Annotated in this window: 21 protein-coding genes; 14 read left to right on the top strand and 7 right to left on the bottom strand. The window is 63.8% G+C overall.

Annotation, left to right across the window (positions count from 1 at the left end; genetic code table 11):
* Positions 1–317 precede the first annotated feature (317 nt).
* The 8 genes from ABZ896_RS17185 to ABZ896_RS17150 all read left to right on the top strand — a co-directional run bounded on the left by ABZ896_RS17185 (position 318) and on the right by ABZ896_RS17150 (position 8,780).
* Positions 318–998: a hypothetical protein gene (locus ABZ896_RS17185; RefSeq protein WP_360928782.1), complete on the top strand. Its 681-nt coding sequence runs from the start codon at positions 318–320 to the stop codon at positions 996–998.
* A gap of 19 nt (positions 999–1,017) precedes the next feature.
* Positions 1,018–1,701, top strand: coding sequence for a hypothetical protein (locus ABZ896_RS17180; RefSeq protein WP_360928779.1), 684 nt, complete (start codon positions 1,018–1,020; stop codon positions 1,699–1,701).
* A 218-nt stretch (positions 1,702–1,919) separates the two neighbouring features.
* Complete coding sequence (locus ABZ896_RS17175; protein ID WP_360928776.1) at positions 1,920–3,950, top strand: histidine kinase; 2,031 nt, start codon at positions 1,920–1,922, stop codon at positions 3,948–3,950.
* Between the two features lies 1 nt (position 3,951).
* Positions 3,952–4,662, top strand: coding sequence for a response regulator transcription factor (locus ABZ896_RS17170; protein ID WP_360928773.1), 711 nt, complete (start codon positions 3,952–3,954; stop codon positions 4,660–4,662).
* Positions 4,663–4,857: 195 nt separating this feature from the next.
* Positions 4,858–6,186: a NucA/NucB deoxyribonuclease domain-containing protein gene (locus tag ABZ896_RS17165; protein ID WP_360928770.1), complete on the top strand. Its 1,329-nt coding sequence runs from the start codon at positions 4,858–4,860 to the stop codon at positions 6,184–6,186.
* Between the two features lie 22 nt (positions 6,187–6,208).
* A complete protein-coding gene (locus ABZ896_RS17160; RefSeq protein WP_360928767.1) occupies positions 6,209–6,712 on the top strand; it encodes a hypothetical protein in 504 nt (167 codons plus the stop codon).
* Between the two features lie 183 nt (positions 6,713–6,895).
* The gene (locus ABZ896_RS17155) at positions 6,896–7,612 is read left to right on the top strand and encodes a hypothetical protein (protein ID WP_360928764.1); all 717 of its coding nucleotides are present in this window, start codon (positions 6,896–6,898) and stop codon (positions 7,610–7,612) included.
* Positions 7,613–8,471: 859 nt separating this feature from the next.
* Positions 8,472–8,780 carry a hypothetical protein gene (locus ABZ896_RS17150; protein WP_360928762.1) on the top strand — a complete coding sequence of 103 codons (309 nt, stop codon included), beginning with the start codon at positions 8,472–8,474 and terminating at the stop codon, positions 8,778–8,780.
* 113 nt (positions 8,781–8,893) lie between these two features.
* Here the strand turns inward: ABZ896_RS17150 and ABZ896_RS17145 are convergent, their stop codons facing one another.
* Positions 8,894–9,232, bottom strand: a complete 339-nt coding sequence (locus ABZ896_RS17145; protein ID WP_360928759.1) for an Lsr2 family protein — start codon at positions 9,230–9,232, stop codon at positions 8,894–8,896.
* A gap of 143 nt (positions 9,233–9,375) precedes the next feature.
* Between ABZ896_RS17145 and ABZ896_RS17140 the strand changes: the two genes are divergently transcribed.
* The 3 genes from ABZ896_RS17140 (at position 9,376) to ABZ896_RS17130 (ending at position 12,172) form a co-directional block, all read left to right on the top strand.
* Entirely contained in the window at positions 9,376–10,512 is a 1,137-nt protein-coding gene (locus ABZ896_RS17140) for a J domain-containing protein (protein ID WP_360928756.1), read from the top strand.
* Positions 10,513–10,558: 46 nt separating this feature from the next.
* The gene (locus ABZ896_RS17135; RefSeq protein ID WP_360928753.1) at positions 10,559–11,095 is read left to right on the top strand and encodes a hypothetical protein; all 537 of its coding nucleotides are present in this window, start codon (positions 10,559–10,561) and stop codon (positions 11,093–11,095) included.
* A 219-nt stretch (positions 11,096–11,314) separates the two neighbouring features.
* Positions 11,315–12,172 (top strand): hypothetical protein, encoded by an 858-nt coding sequence (locus ABZ896_RS17130; RefSeq protein WP_360928750.1) that lies wholly within the window; start codon positions 11,315–11,317, stop codon positions 12,170–12,172.
* Here ABZ896_RS17130 and ABZ896_RS17125 read toward each other — a convergent pair.
* The 4 genes from ABZ896_RS17125 to ABZ896_RS17110 all read right to left on the bottom strand — a co-directional run bounded on the left by ABZ896_RS17125 (position 12,160) and on the right by ABZ896_RS17110 (position 15,295).
* Positions 12,160–13,017 carry an aldo/keto reductase gene (locus tag ABZ896_RS17125; protein ID WP_360928747.1) on the bottom strand — a complete coding sequence of 286 codons (858 nt, stop codon included), beginning with the start codon at positions 13,015–13,017 and terminating at the stop codon, positions 12,160–12,162. The two genes, ABZ896_RS17130 and ABZ896_RS17125, sit on opposite strands and share 13 nt — an antisense overlap.
* On the bottom strand, positions 12,951–14,147 hold the full coding sequence (locus ABZ896_RS17120; RefSeq protein WP_360928744.1) for a cupin domain-containing protein: 1,197 nt from the start codon (positions 14,145–14,147) through the stop codon (positions 12,951–12,953). The genes ABZ896_RS17125 and ABZ896_RS17120 overlap by 67 nt, the downstream gene beginning before the upstream one ends.
* Positions 14,148–14,513: 366 nt before the next feature.
* On the bottom strand, positions 14,514–14,807 hold the full coding sequence (locus ABZ896_RS17115; protein ID WP_360928741.1) for a hypothetical protein: 294 nt from the start codon (positions 14,805–14,807) through the stop codon (positions 14,514–14,516).
* A gap of 44 nt (positions 14,808–14,851) precedes the next feature.
* Complete coding sequence (locus ABZ896_RS17110) at positions 14,852–15,295, bottom strand: ATP-binding protein (RefSeq protein WP_360928739.1); 444 nt, start codon at positions 15,293–15,295, stop codon at positions 14,852–14,854.
* Between the two features lie 297 nt (positions 15,296–15,592).
* On the opposite strand from ABZ896_RS17110, the gene ABZ896_RS17105 reads away from it, so the two are divergent.
* From ABZ896_RS17105 to ABZ896_RS17095, 3 genes are all read left to right on the top strand, one after another.
* Positions 15,593–16,933, top strand: coding sequence for a transcriptional regulator (locus tag ABZ896_RS17105; RefSeq protein WP_360928736.1), 1,341 nt, complete (start codon positions 15,593–15,595; stop codon positions 16,931–16,933).
* A gap of 184 nt (positions 16,934–17,117) precedes the next feature.
* Positions 17,118–17,987, top strand: a complete 870-nt coding sequence (locus ABZ896_RS17100) for a hypothetical protein (RefSeq protein ID WP_360928733.1) — start codon at positions 17,118–17,120, stop codon at positions 17,985–17,987.
* 82 nt (positions 17,988–18,069) lie between these two features.
* Entirely contained in the window at positions 18,070–19,242 is a 1,173-nt protein-coding gene (locus ABZ896_RS17095; protein ID WP_360928730.1) for a serine hydrolase domain-containing protein, read from the top strand.
* 44 nt (positions 19,243–19,286) lie between these two features.
* On the opposite strand, the gene dgt is transcribed toward ABZ896_RS17095, so the two are convergent.
* Positions 19,287–20,678, bottom strand: coding sequence for a dGTP triphosphohydrolase (gene dgt, locus ABZ896_RS17090; RefSeq protein WP_360928846.1), 1,392 nt, complete (start codon positions 20,676–20,678; stop codon positions 19,287–19,289).
* 63 nt (positions 20,679–20,741) lie between these two features.
* Entirely contained in the window at positions 20,742–21,047 is a 306-nt protein-coding gene (locus ABZ896_RS17085; RefSeq protein WP_360928727.1) for a hypothetical protein, read from the bottom strand.
* Positions 21,048–21,408 lie beyond the last annotated feature (361 nt).

The raw sequence follows: 21,408 nt of genomic DNA, 5'->3' as shown, positions 1-21,408 counted from the left end.
GCAAGCCGAGAAGGTCCCGCGTAGAGGAAGCGAGGAACGGCAGCTCTCGGCGGACAGCACGAGCGTCGACGGTTCGAGGGCGCCACTCCGCACACTCCAATCCCCCTAGCCTCATTGGCTACTCAGTGTTGTTTACAAGGCTTTTTGGTTCCCAGAGACTCAGCGCCCTCAGTCAAACACGCCGCAGGCAGTTGAAAATCCATCAGAAACCGCCGATATCGGTCTGGATCTGGTGTAGTCGGAACCAGTTCCCCAAGTTTCTCTTGCGGTGAGCACCATGTCCCCGGGACTATTAAGTGCACAGTTCGGGGGGCTCCATGAACGATGATGTTCCACCGGCGGGCTCACGCTCCCCGGAACCCGTAGCACCACCTGCTCATGTAACGCGCTGGCTCGGGGACAGCGCCGTACGCGCCGCACTGATCACTGGCGGATTCGGTCTGGTACCTCTGCTGGTGGGCTATTTGGGCCTGTCGGCAGCGGTGACGCCCCCGACTGCCGATATGCCAACGGTGACGGTGACAGTCACCGAGACGGTGCCACTGCCACCTTCCGCATCCGCTTCAAAGAGTGTGAGTGTGATTCCCACTTCAGATAGTCCCTCCTCCAAGGACTGGCTGAAGGCTTGGGAAAGGCAGGTCACGCTGGTGTCGACCTTCACTGACTTCGATGAAGACCCGCCCGCCCATGGCTTGAGCGACGTGAAAGCCGTCGGGTTTGTGGACGGCGTCTACCTCATGGCAACGGGACCGGGAAACCTGGCAAAGGTAGCAGCTGGTTCACCGGTGCCGTCCCCGGTCGCTTGCGGCTCCCTAATCGATGCGAATCACGACGAACCCAACAGGCTGCCCGTCATCACTGGCGACCGCGTGTGCTTACGGACGAACCTGGGGCGCATTGTCATCCTCGCCATAGGGACAACCACCGTCCGCGCGGCGGACAACAGCAGTGTGATCGCGCAGGCGGTCGTATGGACCGGACCTGAGACGTCTTCCTGAGGAACGGCACGGTGATGGCATGTATGAATCCACTAGCGCGGCCGATCCTCCACCACCTCCCGAGTACCCTCCGACGGTTCCGCATCGCGTCCAGGGGCGCGGATCGCTGCTCGTGGGCATCGCGGGCCTGATACTCGGGCTACTACTAGGGGCGACCGCAGTCGGAGTGCCGTGGCTAGTCAGCAGGGGTGATGAGAGTTCGCGGCCCGCCGGCCCTCTCTCCGTTCCCGAGAGGCTCGGCGACTTCGTCCACAGGGATATAGCAGTGGCTCAAACAGGGGGAAGCGCCGATGCAGAACAGGCAGCGCAATTCGTCAAAGCGGATCGGAAGAGCAGCGAATGGCTATCCGAGGCATATGGCGGCGTGCCAGCGGTCGTCCAGGGATTTACCACGAGCTCCGATAATTCCTCTTTTCAGTTGTCTGCTGTGCGCACCCTATCGCCAAAACCGTTCGTTTTCTATGAGGACCCCAAATCGATCGGGTTGGAGAAACCTCAGAACGAGGTAGTCAGCTTCCACGGCGTGGACTGTGTGATTTACAACTCGCCTACGGAATCCAGCGATGAGAGCGTGTACGTGTTGTCCTGTCAGCGCACTAGCACGGCGTTGACCGTGCAGATTCGTGATCTCAACGGCGATGTGGGCCATGATCCACACCAGGTTGCCGACCTCGTCGACGAAGCCTGGGACGCGCTGGCGTGATCCCGCCTGCCCGTGAACCGGCGTCGATGAGACGTTGCTCAAACCCACCTGCTGCCTCATCAGAGCTGGGTGCCGTCGTTGGCAAGCACGGTCGCTGAGAATGCAACGGACGTCGCGCCGAAGACGATCCCGTATCTCCGGGAACTTCGTCCCTCGGCGCTGGGATCCCCCTCCGTCGACGATGGCGGCACTACTCGAAATCGCGTTGGGGGGGCAGTATGACCGGTACGTGGTGGACTGGAAAACGGATGTCGGGCCGCGTGCTCGCATGGGCATTGTGGGGGCTCGTCGTCGTGTGTTCGGGTCTGTCGATGGTCTTGGTCGCGCTGTCGCGGTCAGCGCCAAGGCCGGACTGGCACCCATGGGAATTCGCACTCACCGAGCCGGTAGCGTTCGTCGCCTTCGCGGTGCCGGGACTGGTGGTTGCGGCCCGCCGGCCCCGCAATCCCTCCGGGTGGCTGCTGCTGTCGTGCGGGCTCGGGATGGCGCTGGACAATCTTGTCCGGGCCTACGGCGCCTACGCCCTCGTGCACGGCGCTCCGGGCGGTGTCATGGTGGTCTGGGCGGCGGGCTGGTCGTTTGTGTGTGTCAGCTTCCCGTTTTTCTTCCTCCTCCTGTACTTCCCCGACGGGCAGCTGGCCTCGCCGCGCTGGCGGCCGGCTGTCTGGTACACAGGGGTCTCCGCCGTGGTGATGTTCTTGGTGGGGGCGTTCCTGCCGGGTGCCGGCGCCTACGACTACTTCCCCACGGTGGAGAACCCGCTCGGCGTCCCTGCGCTGTCTTTCCTGCGGTCGGTCATCGGCGTGGTGACTGCGCTGTTCATCGGCGGGCCGTTGCTGGTGGCGGTGGCGTCGCTGCTGCATCGGTTCCGTGTCGCTGGCACGGTGGCTCGTAGGCAGCTGGAGTGGGTGGCCCTTGCCGTGCTGGTGGCTGTCACACTGGCGGCGGCGAGCGCAGTCTGGCAGGACGTGCTGGGATCGGTCCTGGTCGACGTGGGCACGGTGGTCTTCAGTACCGGGGTCATGATCGCCATCGTCCGGCACCGGCTGCTCGACATCGACCGCGTTCTGAGCCGCTCGTTGCTCTACGCCGCCCTCACCCTGAGCCTGACCGGGCTCTACGTCGGGGCTGTCACCTTCTTCCAACTCGTCCTGCAACGGTCCTCGGGCACGGTCCCGCTGCTGGCGACGGCGGTTGTTTCTCTGAGCCTGCAACCGCTGCGGAACGTGCTCCAGCGGTTGATCAACAGGCTGGTGTACGGGCTTCGAGACGACCCGTATGCCGTGCTGGCCGACCTCGGGCGGTGTCTGGAGGCGACGGCCGAGGCAGACCGCGTACTCCCAGAGGTAGCGCATACGACGGCGCGAGCTCTCCAATTGCCTTATGTAGCTGTGGAGTTGTGCCAGGAGAACGGTGAGCTGCAAGAGGTCGCCCGTCACGGCCAACCGGCACTGGAGCCGGTTCACATGCCACTGGTTCACCGAGGATCGCGGCTCGGAACCCTCCTCGCTTCTCCCAGGCCTGCCGAGGACGGCCTGTCGTCCGCCGATCTGGCCCTCCTGCATGAACTCGCCCGGCACATCGCCACCGCGGCCGCCGCAGTCAAGGCGGCTGAGCGGGAACGAAACCGGCTGCGCCGTGACCTGCACGACGGAATCGGCCCCAAGATCGTCGGGATCGGGTTCGCAATCCGGGCCGCTCGCGCGAGCCTGTTTCGCGATCAGGGCAGGACCGACCACGCGCTGGCCCAGGCCCTCGATGGGATCGCTCAGACGCAGTCGTCTCTCCGCCAGCTCGTCGTGGGGCTGCGACCGACCGACGTGATCGCGCTGGGCCTAGTCGCAGCACTGCACAAGAGGGCAGAACAACTCGGCCTCCGGCTCGACGTCGAGACGGTCGACCCGCTGCCTCCCATCCCCGCGGACATCGAGGCCGTGGCATTCCGCATCGGCGAGGGCGCTTTGGCGAACGTCGCACAGCACGCTCAGGTAGATCATTGCCGGCTAGATGTGACCACGGGGGACGCGACGTTCACACTGGTCATCGAGGACAACGGCCGGGGACTCAACGGCGCCCCTGAGGGGGCTGGCATCACCGGCATGCGTGAACTCGCCGGCCAGGTCGGCGCGACGTTGACCATCACGTCCATCGGTGAAGGCGGCACCCGCGTCGAGGCTCGCCTGCTCACAACCGACTCCGCGGCAAGGCCATGGCACGGGCATGCTTCCGCCAACGGGAGCGAGGACTGACATGGACCCCATCCGCGTACTCATCGCCGAAGACGAACCGGTCGCCCGCATGGGCATACGCGTCTGGCTGGAGGAGAGCGGCATCGAAGTCGTCGCCGAAGCGGACACCGGCAGCAAGGCCGTGGAACTGGCCCAGGCACACCGCGTGGACGTCGTGATCATGGACTTGAACATGCCGGACCAGGACGGCATCGCGGCCACCCGAGAGATCCGGCGCACGCGACCGGGCTCCAAGATTTTGGCCTTCACCTCTTTCTCCGACGTACGGCACCTGCGGGCAGCCGTGCGAGCAGGAGTACACGGATTCATCCTCAAGGACCGTGAGAGTGAGGACCTCGTCCGCGCTGTCCGGGCACTCGCCAACAGAGAGACTCACTTCGGTCGTGGCACCGCGCATCACGTCGTGGCCCTCTTTCAGGAAATTCCGGAACAACCTTGCCCACTGTCCTTGCAGGGCCTCAACGCCCGGCAGTTGAGCATCCTCGCTCTACTGGTCGACGGGCACGAGTACGCGGCGGGCGTCGCCCGCGAGCTCTCAGTGAGCGAAAAGACTGTCCGATCCCGCGTCTCTGAAGCCAAGGAGATCACTGGGGCCCGCACATTGGAGGAGTTGACCGAGCTCGCCCGGCACGCAGGCTTCGGCAGCCCGTTTCCCCGCAGGACCGGATCAGGAACTAGTTCTCTGGGCGCAACTGCCGATTCCCCCCGATAGGGAGACCCATAGGTGATCACTGCTGTGCACCCGTTTCCCACTCCTGTCAGTGCCACCTGCGGGTGATCGGTGAGAGCTGATCGTTATTCGGAAGCTTCCTGTCAGTCCCCTGTGTTTGGATGACGTCGACCCGGCGTGGACACGCCAGAAGTGACCGTGTCCACGCTGTTCTGACCACAAAACAGGGGACACAACTTGAGATTGAGAATGCTGCTGGCTTCGGGAGCCGCCACGCTCGGGCTCCTGGGCAGCTGCCTGAGCATCGCGCAGGCCGCCGAGGAGCCGACGTCTGGACCGGACGTCGCCGTGCAGGCCTCGCAGGGCACCGTGCCGGCGCCCGGCGACCTGGACGAGTCGTCGGAGGAACTGGACGACGAGCTCTCGGAGCCGGTACCGGAGGTACCGGAAGACGAGGTGCCGTCGAGCTTGGGCGACACTCCGGGAGACGAAAGCACTTCAGAGGACGACGTCGGGAACCCGGATCCCATGGCGGCCGCCGAGAACGACAGGATCCGCTGTACAGCAAAGATCCTGGCCGCGAAGCGGGACGGCAGTGAGGAACTCGTGCCGTGCGTGTCGTTCAACAGCACTGCGTCGGCGGCTGAGTTGCGGGCCGCGGTCGACGCTTGGCCCACCCCGAGCTGGTGTGACGATCACGGCGCCAACGGCCAGTGGTACGTCAACCGATTCAAGGCCTGCGGGGTCTTCGCCGCCGACTTGACGGTCACCAACCCCCGCACCGGGGCGGTCGTTGGCCGGATGCACTACCTCACGGTCGCCTACGCCTACAGCAAGCGCGACATCAAGACCTGGGCCTACCAAGTGCAGCTGCTGGAGGTGTCCAGCTCGGGCGTGGCCAAGGGCAGCAGCGTGGGCGGCAAGGCCACCTGCGCGGGCAAGTGCAAGGTGACCGAGAGCAAGTTCCCCTCCCAGCTGATGGGCGCGAGCCGGGACCCGGTCGGCCAGTTCTTCCTGGACACCACCATCAAGACGTCACCCAAGGGGCAGAAAGGTGAGGGCCAGGCCTCGGCGGTCTGGCAGTTCACCAACCCCCAGTGGTCCGGGCCGACCAACAGCGTTGCGCTGCCGACGCCCCCGGTGCGATGTGACAACGCCCTGCCGGGCACCTCGAAGACCGGCTGCGTCATGCCCTACATCCCGGACATGGTCTACGCGAAGAGCGGAGAGTTCCCCGAGCTGGCCAAGCACATCGAGTACGCGCAGACCACCAAGAACCTCCCCGGCAAGCACGGCACCAAGCGGTACCTGACCCGTCTGACCAACAAGGACAAGATCACCAAGAACCGCAACACGGCGTGCCCGTCGAGCCTGGAACGGCCGGCCGGCAAGCAGTGCGACGAGTACCCCTTCGCCTCGACCTGGCAGGGCGCCAGTACCGGCGGCGACTTCAGCCGGCGCATGATCAACGCGACCCAGAACGAGGACGGCGGCCGGGCCCTGAGCCGCTTCTACCTGTATAACCGCATCATCGAGAAGGACAGGTTCCTGGTGTGGATCAAGTAGCCACCTCGGCGGAGGACTCAAGATGAGCGACGAGGTCGAACGCGGCAGCGGCAGCGTCCCGGTGCAGTACCACCAGTTCGACATCAGCAACGAGGACGGGCCGACCGGTCCCGGTCTGGAGCGCGAGCACAACGGACTGGTCCGGGTCGCGAACGGCGTCATCATCGTCATGACCGGCATCCACACCGGTGACGTCGCCGTCACCGTCACCCTCCACGAAACCGAGCCGGCGCCCGACGACGGGGACTGGCAGGAGATCGTGGAAGTCTCGGCGCACTCCGCGTCCGGCGATCTCATGGTCCGCGGCATGATGGACGACCTGGACGCGGAACTCCCCGTCCTGTCGTTCAACGGTCCCGGCGACTACCGTCTGCGCCTTCATGCCCGCGGCAGGGACACCGCCATCGACCTGGCCCCGGACGAGATCACCGAGTGGTACCTCATCCAGGCCTGGCCGGCACCCATCCAGCAGGCACGGGTGCTCCGCCAGACCGACGGATATGGGGCATCGGTCCGTGCTCGCTGAACGGCCACCTACCCCTTGCCCGCCCACCGGCAGAAGGCGGGCGGGCAAGGGTATTAATTCCCTGGAATGACGTCCTCAGCCTCTGATCCCTTGATGAATCGTGCAGGGACCTCACATCGATCTCTCTGTACCCGTATTCTGAATCCTTCAGCACGCCTTCATCACCTGTAATCGGAGGTGGGGATGATGCGGCAGGATGCACTTGAGAAAGCAGTGGCTGAACTAGACCAGCTCTCTCGGGATGAGTACGATTCTGGCCTTTTCGATCTGTTAACTGATCGACATCGGCCGGAGCTGGAGAGGAATTGGCGGTTGGGTCGCCTCCTTGGAGTTGCCGTAAAGAAGCCATTCGCCGCCAAGTCGCCCCTTGACCCTGGTCTATCTCGCACTCAAGCGAGGCGCGCTTGGGAGCTCCTCCCTGAGACCTTCGACGATGGCGAAAGCCAAGCAACTTGGCAGTTCCAAGTGCTAGCTACGCTGGCGAGTGACGTCGAGGTGGCAGAGCTCTCCGGGCTATACCCTCCGGAGGAGGGTATTCCTATTACCGAACTGGTTCGAGCCGCCGCCACAAAAATGCAGCAGGAACGCGGATTCTTCCGATGTATGGCACTTTCGGCCCACAAGTACTTGTGCGGTGATCCCGCCGTGCGTGCCAATGTCGACGAATCCGTCCGCGCTTCTGGAGTTCAAAATCTTCCGCTCGATTCAAAATCTCTCGTGGGGGTTGGGGCGGCATCCGCAGCCGATGTCATATCGACTAACGTCCCTATGCTGGGCGTGAGCGGCGAGCTGCTAATCGTAGGCTTTCTGATCATCATCGGCAACATCGGCCTCGATGGCTTTTGCTCATGGGTCAGCGAAGACGTCATCAGGAGGGACCAGCCGTCAGCGGAGAGCTGAAAACGCCAACCGTGCTGGGGCGATGTTTCCCTGAGCCCGGCTAAGACGAGAGCACCTCTACGACCCCGTGTGGGTGACGTCATGCGTAGCGAGTCCAGTAATCACCCCGCAGATAAGCCAATCTCCAGCCCTGCGGATAAATCGCGCGAGTGGTGCTACTGCGAGGTACTCGACCGAGTCGAGACCCTAAAACGTCAGGAGAAGTCTGGGCCCAACTTCAAGTGCCGCAAATGCGGTCAGCTCTGGATCTGTACCAGGGCTCGACGATCTCTGGATGTGCTTCCAATAGACGGTCTCACTGCATCTGAGCTGTCGAAGATAGAAAGGAAGGATGAGCGGAAAGACCAAAAAGACTGATCAAGGGCCTCCCTCGTGAGCTGGGCATGATGTCACGTCCCAGCAGTACGTCCGACCGGGTGTATCAGCGGCCGCGTCACGGTTCCCGGCCTACTCGCACAGGTTTCAGTGATAGCGCATCGTCCAGCGCGACCGTCTGGAGTTTCGCATGAGCGTGTCCTCCCTTGCCGAGTCGAGCGCCTTGCGCCTCACGGCATCGAGCGTGCCCACCGCCGGAGCTGTCCCTGCCGCTCCTGTTATGGCAGAAGCCGCAGCCACAGCAGCCGTAAGTGCAGTCCAAGACGGAGCCGACGCAGCAACTGCAATCGAGGCGGGTAGGCAAGCGGGACAGGAAGTCCCTCTGCCACCTAGCGTCGGGCCCTCCGCCCTGGCGCAACTAGTCACATACATTCCCACCGAAACGCTGGTTCTCTACGTAGCCGTACAGACGGCTCTTGGGGAGCCCAAGGCGCCGGCTGGCGGATTGGTGTGCCAGGCCAGCTTCGGAGGGCGCTGGTGGTGGGTGCTAGCCCTGTTCCTCACCACTATCGCCCTAACGACCGGGCTCAGCTATCGCAAGCAGAAGGAAGCGAACGCCTCTGACCCCTTCCGCTTCCCTCTCGTCGAGGTGCTTGCCGCATCGGCTGGCTTCTTGGTTTGGGCCTTGTCCCTCCCCAGCACCCCGCTACGCGACTTCTGCGGCTACACCCCGTCCAGCTGGGGCCCGTTCATCCTTCTCGCTGGCACGATCACGATCGCCACGACCGTCTATATCGCCGGTAAGACCGTCACCTGGAAGAAGATGTTGACGGACTCTGGCAACGTGGTATAGGCGAGCTCAAACAAGCTCGGGAAAGCTCCAACAGTAACAACGAGCTCAGGCAAACTCGTGCAGTGTGCCGAGTCGGCGCCAGCTTCTTGTGCTGGCGCCTCACCGGGACCTGCTCAGTGAGCGGCTTCGTACTTCTCGATGACCTCACGCGATACACGGCCGCGGGAATTGACCTCGATGCCCTGACTCTGGGCCCACTCGCGAACCGCTGCCGGGTCGGGCCCTGAGCCTGCCTTCTTGGCGCTGGCGCCTCCACGGCCGCGAGACCCGACCGTGGTCTTGCGACCGGCACTCACGAAGGGGCCGAGGGCATCCAGCAACTGCTGGTAGCTGTCAGGATTAAGGTCCACTTCGTAGCCGACCCCGTCAAGGCTGAACGTGTGCTTGGCGACGTCCTCGCCCTCGATACCGGTGAGGTCGTCGAAGAAGATAGTGACTTTTCGCTGAACCATGATATTTCCTCGTTTCTAATGGGCGCGTCTGGATTCTAATCATGCGCGGCCAGGCAGCGGGCGACTTGCAACAAACTAAGTGACTATCCTGCCAGCTGTGATTCGCCGTACCGTAAAGTAGTTCGACGGTTCGGCGGTGCGTTATGCGGGCAACTCAGCACGACTGGTACGCGGTCCTCGGAGTACCACCGGAAGCCTCGCAACAAGCCATCACGCGAAGGTACCGCGAGCAGCTTCGACGTCTGCACCCGGATGTGCGCCCTGCCAACGAGCAGGCCAAAGCCAACGATGATGTCGCGCTGTTGAACCTCGCGTACGAGACGTTGAGCGACGAGCATAAACGGCGCGACTACGACCGCAATCGTCAGAGGACTGGCGCTCCGCCTCCAGCACCGAGCCCGCCTCCCGCACCACCGGACATCTTCGTGGAGCCGGCCAGCGTGGAGCTCGGAGCCGTGCAGGTCGGGCAATCACCTCAGGATCAGCGGCTAGCCATCCGCCTGAGCGATGGCTCGGTCATTGCCGGCTGCGAGCCGCTGACCGCGGCCGGTACGGGCTGGACGGTCGAAGTCGAGCGAGGCATGGGCCCGATCCTCGTGGTATGGCTGCGCGGCCGACCCGTTGCGCCGACCGCCGTGACCGGCCCGCAGGTGGACGAGTTGCGGCTGCTCATTCAACAGGCTGAGGTGGTCGTGTCGGTGACGATGGTGGTGGAAGTTCAGCACCAAGCTGTACAGCCACGGCGCCGCCGGCACGCGGCCGCTCTGGTCGTGGTCCTGCTGTGCGCGCTGGTCGGCCTGGCAGTCGTACACGGCCAACCTGGTGCCGACAGCACCTCCACCAAGCCGTACTGCGTCCTGTCGACCGAAGCGGGTAAGACGCTGTCGTTCTTCCGAACGCACTCCGGAACGGCTGAGCGGACAGGCCCGGTGGTCTGGGCGATGCGAGTGGGCAACACCAGTCGAGACCGGTTCGTGTACTGGTGGACACCGCAGTTCCCGTACTGGGAACGGGCCAACGTACAGCCTGGGCTCGTCCGGGACAGCTGGACCTATGGTCGGTACGAGTACGTCGAGGTCCTGGTCGACAAGAACAGGGGCTGGAAGCCGCTGGATGGGCTGTTCGAGCGCGAACCGCAGTTGGACTCGGTTGCCGAACGCGATCAGCGAGAGCACTTCTTGACTGGCTGGATTGGTGACCTCGACGTGCCGCAGTGCACTGTCGCCACCGGCGAGACAAAGTTAGCCCCCCGGGGTCCTGCCAAGCTGCATGACGAGTAGTTCGGACCTAGAATAGCCATGGGGATTACCCAGGGAGCTGATCCTGGTGAAGATCCGACGCCTAATCGGCCTGAACTTGGTACTGGTGGCCGCAGTTGGCTTTACGGCGCCGCAGTGCGTTCACGGCTCCTCGCCACCACCACCAACGATTTGGAACGATGCGTCACATATGCTCGGCAGCGCAATCAACCAGATCCCCCCGCTTCCAAACGGGACACGACGACTTCCAGATCTGTCCATCGTCATCCCTCCGCAAGTTGACGACTTCATCGCCCGCACTCGGCAGAAGATGCAGGAGATCACAGCCCAACATATCTCGAACCTCGACGAGGAAACGGCCCGCCGGATAGTGAGGGATGCCTGCACGACGAAGGATTGGGCCGAAGTTTTCAGCCCCTATTGGGACGAACCCTGGGATCCGGACAAGGTCTCAGAAACCGCACGTAAGGTACTGATCAACAACGGCGGCGATGTGACTCTTAAGGACCGGGTAGCGGAGTTGACCATGGACATCAAAAGAGCTGAAACATCGACGGATGCAGTAGTAAACGTCGCCTCCTTTGGACTCTGCGAGTGGGCCTGATCGTTTACACAGGTGAGTGGTGGTTGGAAGAGATCGAAGTACCTGCGGCATCGGTTGGAAGGGTGGGGTTGGCATGGCACGAGCTGGTTGGGGGCCAATTCGACACCTTCCCTCATTCGAGCAATGTCCTCCTACGGTATGAGCGGCGAGCGATGAGGGATCGGCTCCGGGGCTTCGCCCGGGACCGGCAGACCGCAGCCCACTGCTAACGTCGCGCCCATGACGCTCTCGGTTTCCAAAGGCCAGGCTGCAGATCTACGCGTACAGCCGGTTGACGAGGTTCTGGATCGCATCGAGCGTTCGCTCCAAGTGCACTTAGTCCCAGGCACGTTGGTGCGCAAGCGCCGGTCGGTCGGGGCCCAGACAGACCGCGACACCTGGGTGCGGGTCGAGCGGCGCCTGCTCGACAAGATTCCCGACCAGGGGTGGAACGGCACCGAGACCGCTGCCCTCCTGGAAGGCATCGCCCAGCCCGTGTGGCACGGCTGCGTGGTCTGGCGGGACCCGGACGAGCCCGTGATGTGGCGAGCCGACGAAACCGAGCTCCTGCCAGAGGCGCCGGTCGGCAACGCCATCCTCAGTGAGGCCCCGGAACTGCCGGACGTCTGGTGGACGGCCCTGAACGCCTCGCTCGACGCTCTGGTGGCTCAGCAGACGAGCCGGGTGGCCACCCCGGACACCGACACCATCACGCAGAGGTTGGTGACCGAGTCGATTCACGGGGTCTTCGCCGACGACTTCGATACGACCATCGAGCGGTGGGTGCCGGCCCACGCCGATTTGAACTGGGCCAACCTGACCGCGCCGGAGTTCAGCATCTTCGACTGGGAAGACTGGGGCACCGCCCCGCTCGGGCTGGACTCCGCCAACTTGTGGGCGAGTTCCCTTGCCGTCCCGACTCTGGCCGACCGTGTACGGCGCGAGCGCCGGTCTGACTTTGCGAGCCGGGACGGCAAGGTGATGACGTTGTTCGCCTGCTCGAAGATCCTCGGGCCGTACGCGCACCCGGAGGATCCCCGGCTGGAACCGGCTCGGCGGATGGCCGAGCAGATCATCAAGGAGCTTCAGGCCGGCTGACCGCGCAGACGGCCTTGGAGGAGACTGCGGTACTCCTCGACGGTCTGTTCGTCGATCTGGCCGGACAAAGCACCGACGAGTTCACCCAGGTGGGCCGGCTCGTCGGTGCCGACGGCCACGGCGTCCACCCGCGGCAGATGATAGGCGGCTCTGAACGCCGCCTGTACGCGCGCGAGTTGGTGGCTGTCGCGTAGAAAGATTCGCGGGTCGATCTTGCTCCAGACCGAGTCACTGGTGCTGCCACCGAAGGGACTCATCCCCCAGACCTCGATGTCGACCGGGCCCCATTTCTGGATGAGCGCGTCCGCGGCATCCAGCGTCCGGGCTCCGACCAGCAGGCCGGCGCGCACCATGACGACGGACGGTCTCGGTGCGATGCCGTCGATGTGGTCCAGGAACGGTGACGGGTCCCAGGAGGCGATGCCCCAGCTAGAGCACAGACCCTTGGCCGTGGCGTCGTCGAGGGCCGCACACGCCTCGGCCAGCACCTCCAGGCCGTGGGCGCCAGCCTCGCGGAGCGTGTGTTCCGGGTTGTGTAGGAACACCAGGTCCGGGTCCTGACCAAGGTCCCTCGCCGCCTGCTCGACCGCCGCGTGCAGCCGGACAGGATTAAGGGAATGCTCCGTCCCGCCAGCCGCCGGGAAGTAGCCAACCTTGGTGGAGACGGTGAACTGCGGGAGCAGGTCGCCGGCTACTCGCGCCAGGACCTGGTGCGAGCGGAAGCCGAGGTAGCTGGCGCTGGTGTCGATGGTGGTGACGCCGAGGTCCAGGGCGCCGGTCAGGAGACGGCGTTCGTGACGAGACCGGTGTAGCCCGAGGACAATTCGGGGGTCAGTACCGCGCACAGCTCCTCCTTCACCAGGATCTCGGCGACTTCCGGGACTTCGGCCCCGACGACGGCCGCGGCCTGTTCCAGCTCGACCGGCCAGCCGCCGAGCAGGAGCCGCAGGGCCGGCAGGGCCTTTGCTGCCAGCGTCAGCTTCTTACCCGAGGCCACCACATCGACGGTCTCGCCGTTCTCCTCGATCCGGGGTCGGAAGCGGGTGGTGCAGACGACGGCGTCGAGCGGCCCGAGTATGTCGAGGAACGGCACGTGCCGGGGCAGGGTCGTCTGCTGCTCGTAGGCGTCCAGGTAGTCGGCAGGCGAGCGGGTGCTGACCAGCTGGGCGGCAGCTGTGGTCAGGGCGTCGTCGCCGGTGCTGTGCCAGCGGTCGAGGTCGTGCCGGAAGATTTCCTGCTCGCGGCACCAGTCGGCCAGCCAGGCGAGGTAACTCGCTCCCGTGCGCTTGGTGATGCCGAAGGTGACGTGCAGGCTCTTGCCGGAGCCGCTGCCGGTCCGGGTGGCCTGGTGCCAGTGGCCGCGGGGGATGTGCATGACGTCGCCGGTGCGCATCAGGCCGGACCAGATGACCTGGTCGCTCGGAGTGTTGTTGGGGTCGGCGTCCCGGTACATCGGGACCGGGCGGGAGGTCGAGCGGACCTCCCACTCTTTTTCGCCGGCCAGCTGGACGATGACGACGTCGTGGTCGTCCCAGTGCAGGGGGAAGCCGGCGGCGTCGTTGGTCGTCAGGTAGGCGTTGACCTGGACCCGCTCGTGAGACCACCACTGGAGGGCCCGGCAGGCGACCTCCATGGTCGGGTCGAAGACGTTGGCCTGGTCCATGATTACGGTGGCGCCTTCGCCCAGGAGCCGGCCCAGGCTGCGCATGTTGACCATGGAGATGCTCTGGCCGCGGGGGCTGACGCTGTCGGTGTAGTAGATGGCCGGGTGTACTTCCTCGCCCTTCTGGAAGCAGCGGAACTGCGGGCGGTTCAGGCTGCGGCGCATGGCGATGTCGAGCAGGCGGTTCGGCGTCATGATCCGGGAGACGAGTCCGGGGTCGTCGATGGTCCCGCGGACGAAGTCCTTGCCGAGTGCTTCCGGTCCGTTCCATCCGAGCGCTGTCTCGATGGCGCTGATCAGGCGATGTTCCATCGCTGTGTCCTCCAGGGGTTCGACCGTGTGGTTGGGACACGGTGGGGCCGGCCAGGCCGACCCCACCGCTTAGTACCTACTCGCCGTCGTGCAAGTTGCCGTCGCCACCGGGCCACGGCGAATCACCGGAGCTGCCCTGGTTGTCGGACCGGAGACTGTCGTACCGGTCGTGAACGGCGGTCAGCTCTTTCACCGCCACTAGGAGGCCGCTCCGGGCCGGAGGCGGTGTCGTGGGTTCTGTCACTTCGAACTCCTTCCTCTTCTGTTCTCCTGCGCCGGGTTTCGGGCAGGAGGTCATGGCCGCTCCACGGCCGGGGAGTGGGGAGTTGCCGTGGAGCGGCGGTCATTGGGTGGAGCGGGTGGTCCTTACAACCGCGACCGGATGGATTCGCGGCTGCTCGGCCGGGCGCCCGTGTCCTGGTGCATGTTGATCTCCAGCACCCGCTGATCCAGTTCGTACAAACAGGCGCGGCAGGCGTAGAGGGCCGCGTGCAGGCCGCTCGACCGGACGGCTCCGATCCAGGTCACCTCGACGTCGTCCCGCCCGCACCACAACCAGCACTCGCCGTAGGACAACCACTCGTGGCGGTCCCACAGCGCGGATTCGGTCGGCAGCCGGGTAACGGGGTCGATGTCGCGGCGGGTCGGTCGGAAGACCACGTCGGGATCGGGCAGAGGGGTCGGCCGCAGCGCGTGCCGGCCCATTACACGACCGCCAGAGCCAGTGGCTCGGCCTCGGCCGGAGCCCGAAGCCTCGGCCGACGTACGAACAGTCTGCGCAGCACGGCGGCCCGGATCGCGGGAGCCGTCAGGGGCAGTTCGATCTCCGCCCAGACCCGCTTCCCTTCCGCGGACGGCTCCCAGCCGAGCCGTGACGCCAGGAGTTCGACCAGAGCCAGGCCCCGCCCGGATTCGCCGTCGATCTGGGCGCAACTCGCCTGTAGATACGCGGAGTTGCCGTCATGCACGTCGATGACCAGGCGGCCGGTCTTAAGGGACAGCTTGACGGTGACGGGTCCGGTTCCGTGGATCACGGCGTTGGCGATGAGTTCGGAGGCAACCAGCTGGATCGTGTCGGCGGTGTCGTCGTCCACCGGCACGCCCCAGGTACGCACCTGGTCGATGACCTGGTGCCGGGCGAAAGGCACTTCCGCTTTCGTACCCGCAAGGACGAAACGATGGACGAGCGTGGACATGGCGGACGCCTCCGAAGACCTGGAGAGCAGCTCCGTCCCCGACGGGGGAAACAAGGACGGAGCTGCCGATGTGGGGAACCGTTAGCGGACGCCCGACGTGGGCTCGCTGGACGGCTGATACTCAGTCAACGGCCCCAGCCGATACGGCGGAACGTTTCTAGGGGGTTCCTCATGGGGACGCCCTGTCCGTACACCGACACGCGAAGTAGCCTCGCCACAACGGCATGAGGGAATGACGGGAGGGATGACATGCCTGGTGAGCCACTGGCCGTCCACCCGCTGAGCTTCCTGCGCCAGATGCGCGGCTGGGGCAAAGCCGAGTTCGCCCGGTTCATGCAGGCCCACGGGCAGTTGCTCGGCATCCCGCTCGCGACCAACCGGACGACGGTCTGGAAGTGGGAGCAGGGCCAGGAGCCGGATGCCGACGCCCAGCGCGTACTGGCCGACCTGTTGCGGGTGCCGAACGAGCAGGTACGTGAACTGGGTTGGCCGGGCTGGCTGCCCGTCTGGGAGGTCACCGGGCTGACCGCCCCCTGGACCGAGGCCGGTACCGTTGAGGCCTTGTCCGAACTCGTCGGGAGTGGCCGCATGGACCGCCGGGGCTTCCTCACGATCACCGGCGCTGCCTTGACCGGGTTGGCGGCCAGCTGGGTGGACGCCCCCTCCGCCTTCGCCTCAGCCCTGGGCGGCGATCAGGTCACCGACACCATGGTCTCGACGATCGAGCAGCGCATCAGCACGCTTCGTACGCTCGACGACCAGCTCGGCGGCGCCCGGCTCCTGGAGCAATCCCGCGGCGACCTGGCCCTGGTGACCGGTCTGCTGAGCGCCGGCCGCTACACGGACAAGGTCCGGATCCGCCTCTACGGCCTGGCGGCCCGGGTATCCCACCTGACCGGCTGGATGGCGTACGACGCGGGTCTGCGGTCCGCCGGTCAGCGCTACTACGTCGGGTCCCTGCGCTCTGCCCGGACTGCTGGCGACGACGCCTTCGGGGCCTTCATCCTGGCCGAGATGGGCGTCCACGTCTCCGAAGCCGGCCGGACCGCCGAGCGGGTCGACCTGATCTCGACCGCCATCGACAACGCTCCCCGGACGTTGTCGCCGTACACCCAGTCGTTCCTCTACCTGCACAAGGCCGAGGCGCTGTCCCGCGACGGCGACCACCGTCAAGCCGGAACCGCCCTGAACCAGGCGGTCTCCCACTGGGAACGTCAGACGCAGGAGGAGAACCCGGACTGGCTGGACTGGTTCGGTGAAGCCCAGCTGAAGTCGACCGAGGGCAAGGTCCTGCTGCGGGCCGGACAGGTCGAGCGCGCCACCAGTTCGCTGGAGGCCTCGGTGAAGACCGCGGCCCCTCGGGACAAGGCCGTACGGTCCAGCCGCCTGGCCGAGGCCCGGCTGGCCGGCGGCGACCTGGAAGGGGCCCTCGACGCCGCCAACTACGGGGCCGGCCTCCTGGAGGACAGCGTCAGTTCCGTCCGAGCCGTCGACCGGCTGAAGGAGTTCTCCGCCCGGCTAGAACCGCGCAAGTCCGTCCCGGCTGTCCGTGAGTTCCGCGAGCGGCTCCAGGCGCTGCCCGCCGCCTGACAAGACCGATCCACCCTGTGCCACTCGCGGCTCCCGTCGAGCCCCACCTGACCGGCAGCTTTGTGCTCTGCTCCCGGACTTGCCCCACGCATCGTGGTTCGTCTCGCCCAGGATGGCAGGCTTCAACAGCGAATTATCGGCATATGGCTCACACAGATGCGAGCAATACGCTAAAACTCACCTCATGACCGACAGCTCTGAGAGAAGCGCTTCCGGCACCGCGCATGGCGCTGACGAATCCGAGACGACGCTCGATCGGGTGAACGAAGGCACGTCGACCCTCAACAATGTCCTAGCCGCAGTGGTGGCACTGGGAGGCGTCGCTGGGGGAGCGGTGGGTTTCCTCACTGAGATTCCTCATGACGTGCGTCCATTCATCCTCGCAGCCCTCGGGATCGCCGCGTCGACCTTGACGTACCGAAGCCTCTCGATGCAGGCAACCGCATCGAGGGCCGCTCGATCACAGCAGCACAGCAAGAGTGTTGTCTTCCAAGGTCTGGCTCCTTGGCTGGTACTGACGGTGCTTGCGGCTATCTGGGTTTGGCCAGACAGTAAGAGTGCAGATCAACCGGAGAAAGACGCTAAACCTCCAACGAGTACGCCTTCCCTTTCTGCGAAGAGTATTTCAGCTGCCATTTCAGAGATCAAGGACGGCATCAGGTATCCAGATCCCGATGGTGACAAGATCCATGCTTGCATCACGGTTTCTGGCGTCAGTAAGATCCCGGCAGGGTTTCAGGTCTGGGTAATGCATAAGAATGGGACCAAGGATGGCCCGGCTGGAGGCCTCTACTTCAACGTCAGGAAGGCAAATCCCGAAGAAGGATCGAAAAAGTGGCAAACGGATGAATTTTCGGTGGGTAACGGGCAGAAGGACGTGGGAAGTTACTTTTGGATCTTCCTGTACCTCGTCCCGGATTCGGCGGGGGATGTGTTTAGCATGCAGCAAGATCCGCCCACCCTTAAGGAAACGCCAGCTGACCCACCCGTGAATGCACGCTTGATCACAAAAATTCCAGTGATCAAGAATGACAATATTTGCCCCAAGATGTGAAGGCGGTTGGTGGCTCAACTCGGGTCCTTGCAGAGGAACCCGTGCCCGAGGAGCGCCTGCGCCTCAGTGCCAGGATGGCCCCATGACGATGATCCACGGTGAGGTCGCGGCTGGGTTCGAACCAGTACGGCAGGCATTCGAGGCGAACTTCGCCCAGCACGGGGACGTCGGGGCAGCGGTCTGCGTGTATCAGTACGGCCAGCTGGTGGTGGATCTGTGGGGCGGAGCTGCCGATCTCGGGACCGGTCGGCCGTGGACGAAGGACACGTTGCAGCTGGTCTACTCGGCGACCAAGGGAGCGACCGCGACGGCGGTGCACATGCTGGTCGACCGCGGCCAGCTGGACCTCGATGCGCCGGTGGCCAAGTACTGGCCCGAGTTCGCCGCGAGCGGCAAGGCGGACATCCCCGTCCGGTGGTTGCTGTCCCACCGGGCCGGCCTCGTCGCGTTGGACGAGCCCGTACCGCTGGCCGATGCCCTGGCCTGGCACCCGATGGTGGCCGCGCTGGCCGCCCAGCGCCCGCAGTGGACGCCAGGAACGGCCCACGGGTACCACGGCCGGACCTGGGGATGGCTCGTCGGTGAGGTAATCCGCCGGGTATCTGGTCGTTCGCCAGGCCGTTTCTTCGCCGACGAGATCGCCGTCCCCCTGGGGCTGGACTTCTTCATCGGCCTGCCAGCCAGTGAACGGGACCGGGTGAGCCGGATAGTCTACCAACCGCCTAATGTCGACCTCACCGCCGTACCGCCGGCGGACCTCCCCGAGGACCTGCGCGAGCTGGTCGCGGCCTGGCGGGACCCGAACTCGCTGAGCAACCGGGCCTTCGCGGTTACCGACCCGACCGAGATCGACTTCAACTCGCCCGAGGTCCAGGCCGCCGAGCTGCCGTCCTCCAATGGCATCGGTACCGCCCGCTCGCTGGCCCGGATGTACGCCGCCGTGATTGGCGAGGTCGACGGCGTACGGCTGCTCAGCGCAGAAACGCTCGCCTCGGCCACCAAGGAGCAGGCCTGGGGGACTGACCAGGTCATGGTGCTGCCGAGCCGGTTTGGCTCCGGATACATGCTGCCCACCGGAGACAATCCCATGACCGGGCCGAAGGCCTTTGGCCACACCGGTCGAGGCGGCTCCCTCGGCTTCGCCGACCCCGAGCACGGCATCGCGTTCGGATACGCGATGAACAAGATCATCAGCGGGTCCGACGACGTCCGTGCGTCGTCGCTAGTTGAGGCAGTACGAAGGTACTTGACATAGCTGATTGAACTTTTTATAAGTGTTGGAAACTGTATTCCCAGCGATCAATGGAACCAAGTGCCAAAAATCGATCCCCGGGAAATACTGAATCCTGTGAGCCGCTCATACAGGTCGACGGCTTGGTCTTCCGTTAGCGAACAGAGGTAGTCGCAAACCGCCCGACCGCATTTCTCGTCCTCCGAAGCCCACCACCGTGTTTGCGCCTCGTCTAGTATGATGCTGAGGTATATTTCCCGTAGGGTAACGGGTATCTTATCCATTCCTCCTTGCAGCAGTTCGATCAATATGTCGAATAGGTTCCCGATGATCGCTTCCTGGCCCTTTTGTGCAACCAGCAAGGGTGGTCTATCGATAACATAAAACCAGTGGATTTGCTTGAGCACTTCTGCGCGATGTAGCGCCCAGCCGTCGATATCGATGAACCTTGGGGAAGGGGCAGGATGCAATGCTCTCGCCAGCTCGGCTATTTGACGTGTGACGAAGTTGACAAGACCAAGGCGGTCATAGCGAGAGTCGGTGTACTTTCGCAGTGGAATTGAAGGGAGAATGCGTTCAAATTCCCTTTGGTAACTATCCCAGTCGAACCCTTCCGGGAAGCTGTCAAATCCTCCGCACAACTTAGTCTTGGAGTAGGTGAAGAATGCATCCTGATCTCTAGGCAGACGGAGATCCTGGAGGGGGATCAGGCCGGCTTTAAAGTAATCATCTATGTCATGCGTGGCGAAGGAGATATCATCTGCCCAATCCATCAGAATTGCAGCCACGCTGCGAGCTTCATCTGGCCAGGTGCCCTCGAATTGCTTCCGGGCGTGGATAAATTCCTGCCGCTCACTCCCATATACACCCCACTTTGAACCCCGACTCCTGTCAGTAAATGGGAGTCTTGAGCTGACTGTCTTGGGGGGCACTTGTTCTCGGAATCTCGGATACTTCAAGATTCCATTCAGGGATGCACGCGTCAGATCGAGGCCAGAAGTGGTCCTTCTTCGAACTGCCAACTTAGTCACTATGCGGAAGGACTGAGCGTTTCCCTCGAACCCTCCTAGAGGTTTCATCCTTCTGTCGAGAACAGATTCAGCGATGTGGCCAAAGGGTGGGTGGCCGATGTCGTGTGCTAGTCCAGCGGTCTCGGCTATATCGGGCAAGCTGGCGGCGGAATCCGGTTCTAGATCGCTTTGAAATCCCTCGATGCGCACGAGGCGCTCTGCTGTTCGCCGGGCTATCTGCGCTACCTTGAGGCTGTGGGTTAGTCGGTTGTGCAACAGTCGGTACTCACGAACTGCTGCGACCTGAGTTACGCCGGCGAGTCTCCGAAAAGCCGAACTGTAGAGGAGCCGGTCCCGATCATGCTGGTAGGGGGTCCTGGAATCCTCGTGTGGTATAGGCGGAACTTCTCCGCTTGGACGCTCGGCGTCGAATGACTCTGGTGAAGGCATCTGGTCCATGACTTCCCCATATAGGAAAACCCCCACAGCGGACATGCCGTGGAGGTATAGTATCTAGGTTTGCTCGTAAACCCCGCTCATCAAGTCGCCTGCGTGATCACCGTGGTACTCGCGCAGGTAGCCGTCCACAAGTAGATCGTTGACTGCTTGCCAAACATTCTGCCAGGGAACGTGGGTTGCAGCCACTATCCGTTCTTGCAGGTCCTCGCGCGACCATGGGCCTGATTCACTGCGAGCTATGCTCAGCAGTTCGTCGATCGCCTTTTGGTGGAGGCTTAGATCTTCTCTGGCATCGACGACTGCCTCGTCGAAGTTAATCAAGCCCATTTCGATCAACTCGTCGTAGATCGGCTTGTGCAACTCTTTCCACCTCTCGGTGATTGCTGTCGTGAAAGTTCCCCCGGTAGACGACAGCCTCACCGAGCTTCGAAAGCATTGCAATCCTCGATCTTCGTTTGTGATTGAGGTAACGCTTCCGAGCCTCTGGTGGGTGCGGATGGTCGCCCCAGCCGTCAGGGGTCAACCAACTCGCGCAAGCATTGATGTACAAATCGGACATTTGAATCATATGTGTAGCGCTGTAGGTTCGTCAAATCGACAGCTTCCGGGATGTCCAATGATGGTCTATTGCTGACGACTGCGCCGAAGTGCCTTGACCCGAGAAGCAATCAGAGGCCCTGGTGAGGCAACTGGCAAGAATCTCAACTCTGTAGCGAGGTGC

Origin of the sequence: Streptomyces sp. NPDC047072 (genome assembly GCF_040643855.1) — a bacterium.
Lineage (GTDB): Bacteria > Actinomycetota > Actinomycetes > Streptomycetales > Streptomycetaceae > Streptomyces.
The sequence above is the reverse complement of the archived record's forward strand: the minus strand, read 5'-3'. Positions and strand labels throughout refer to the sequence as shown.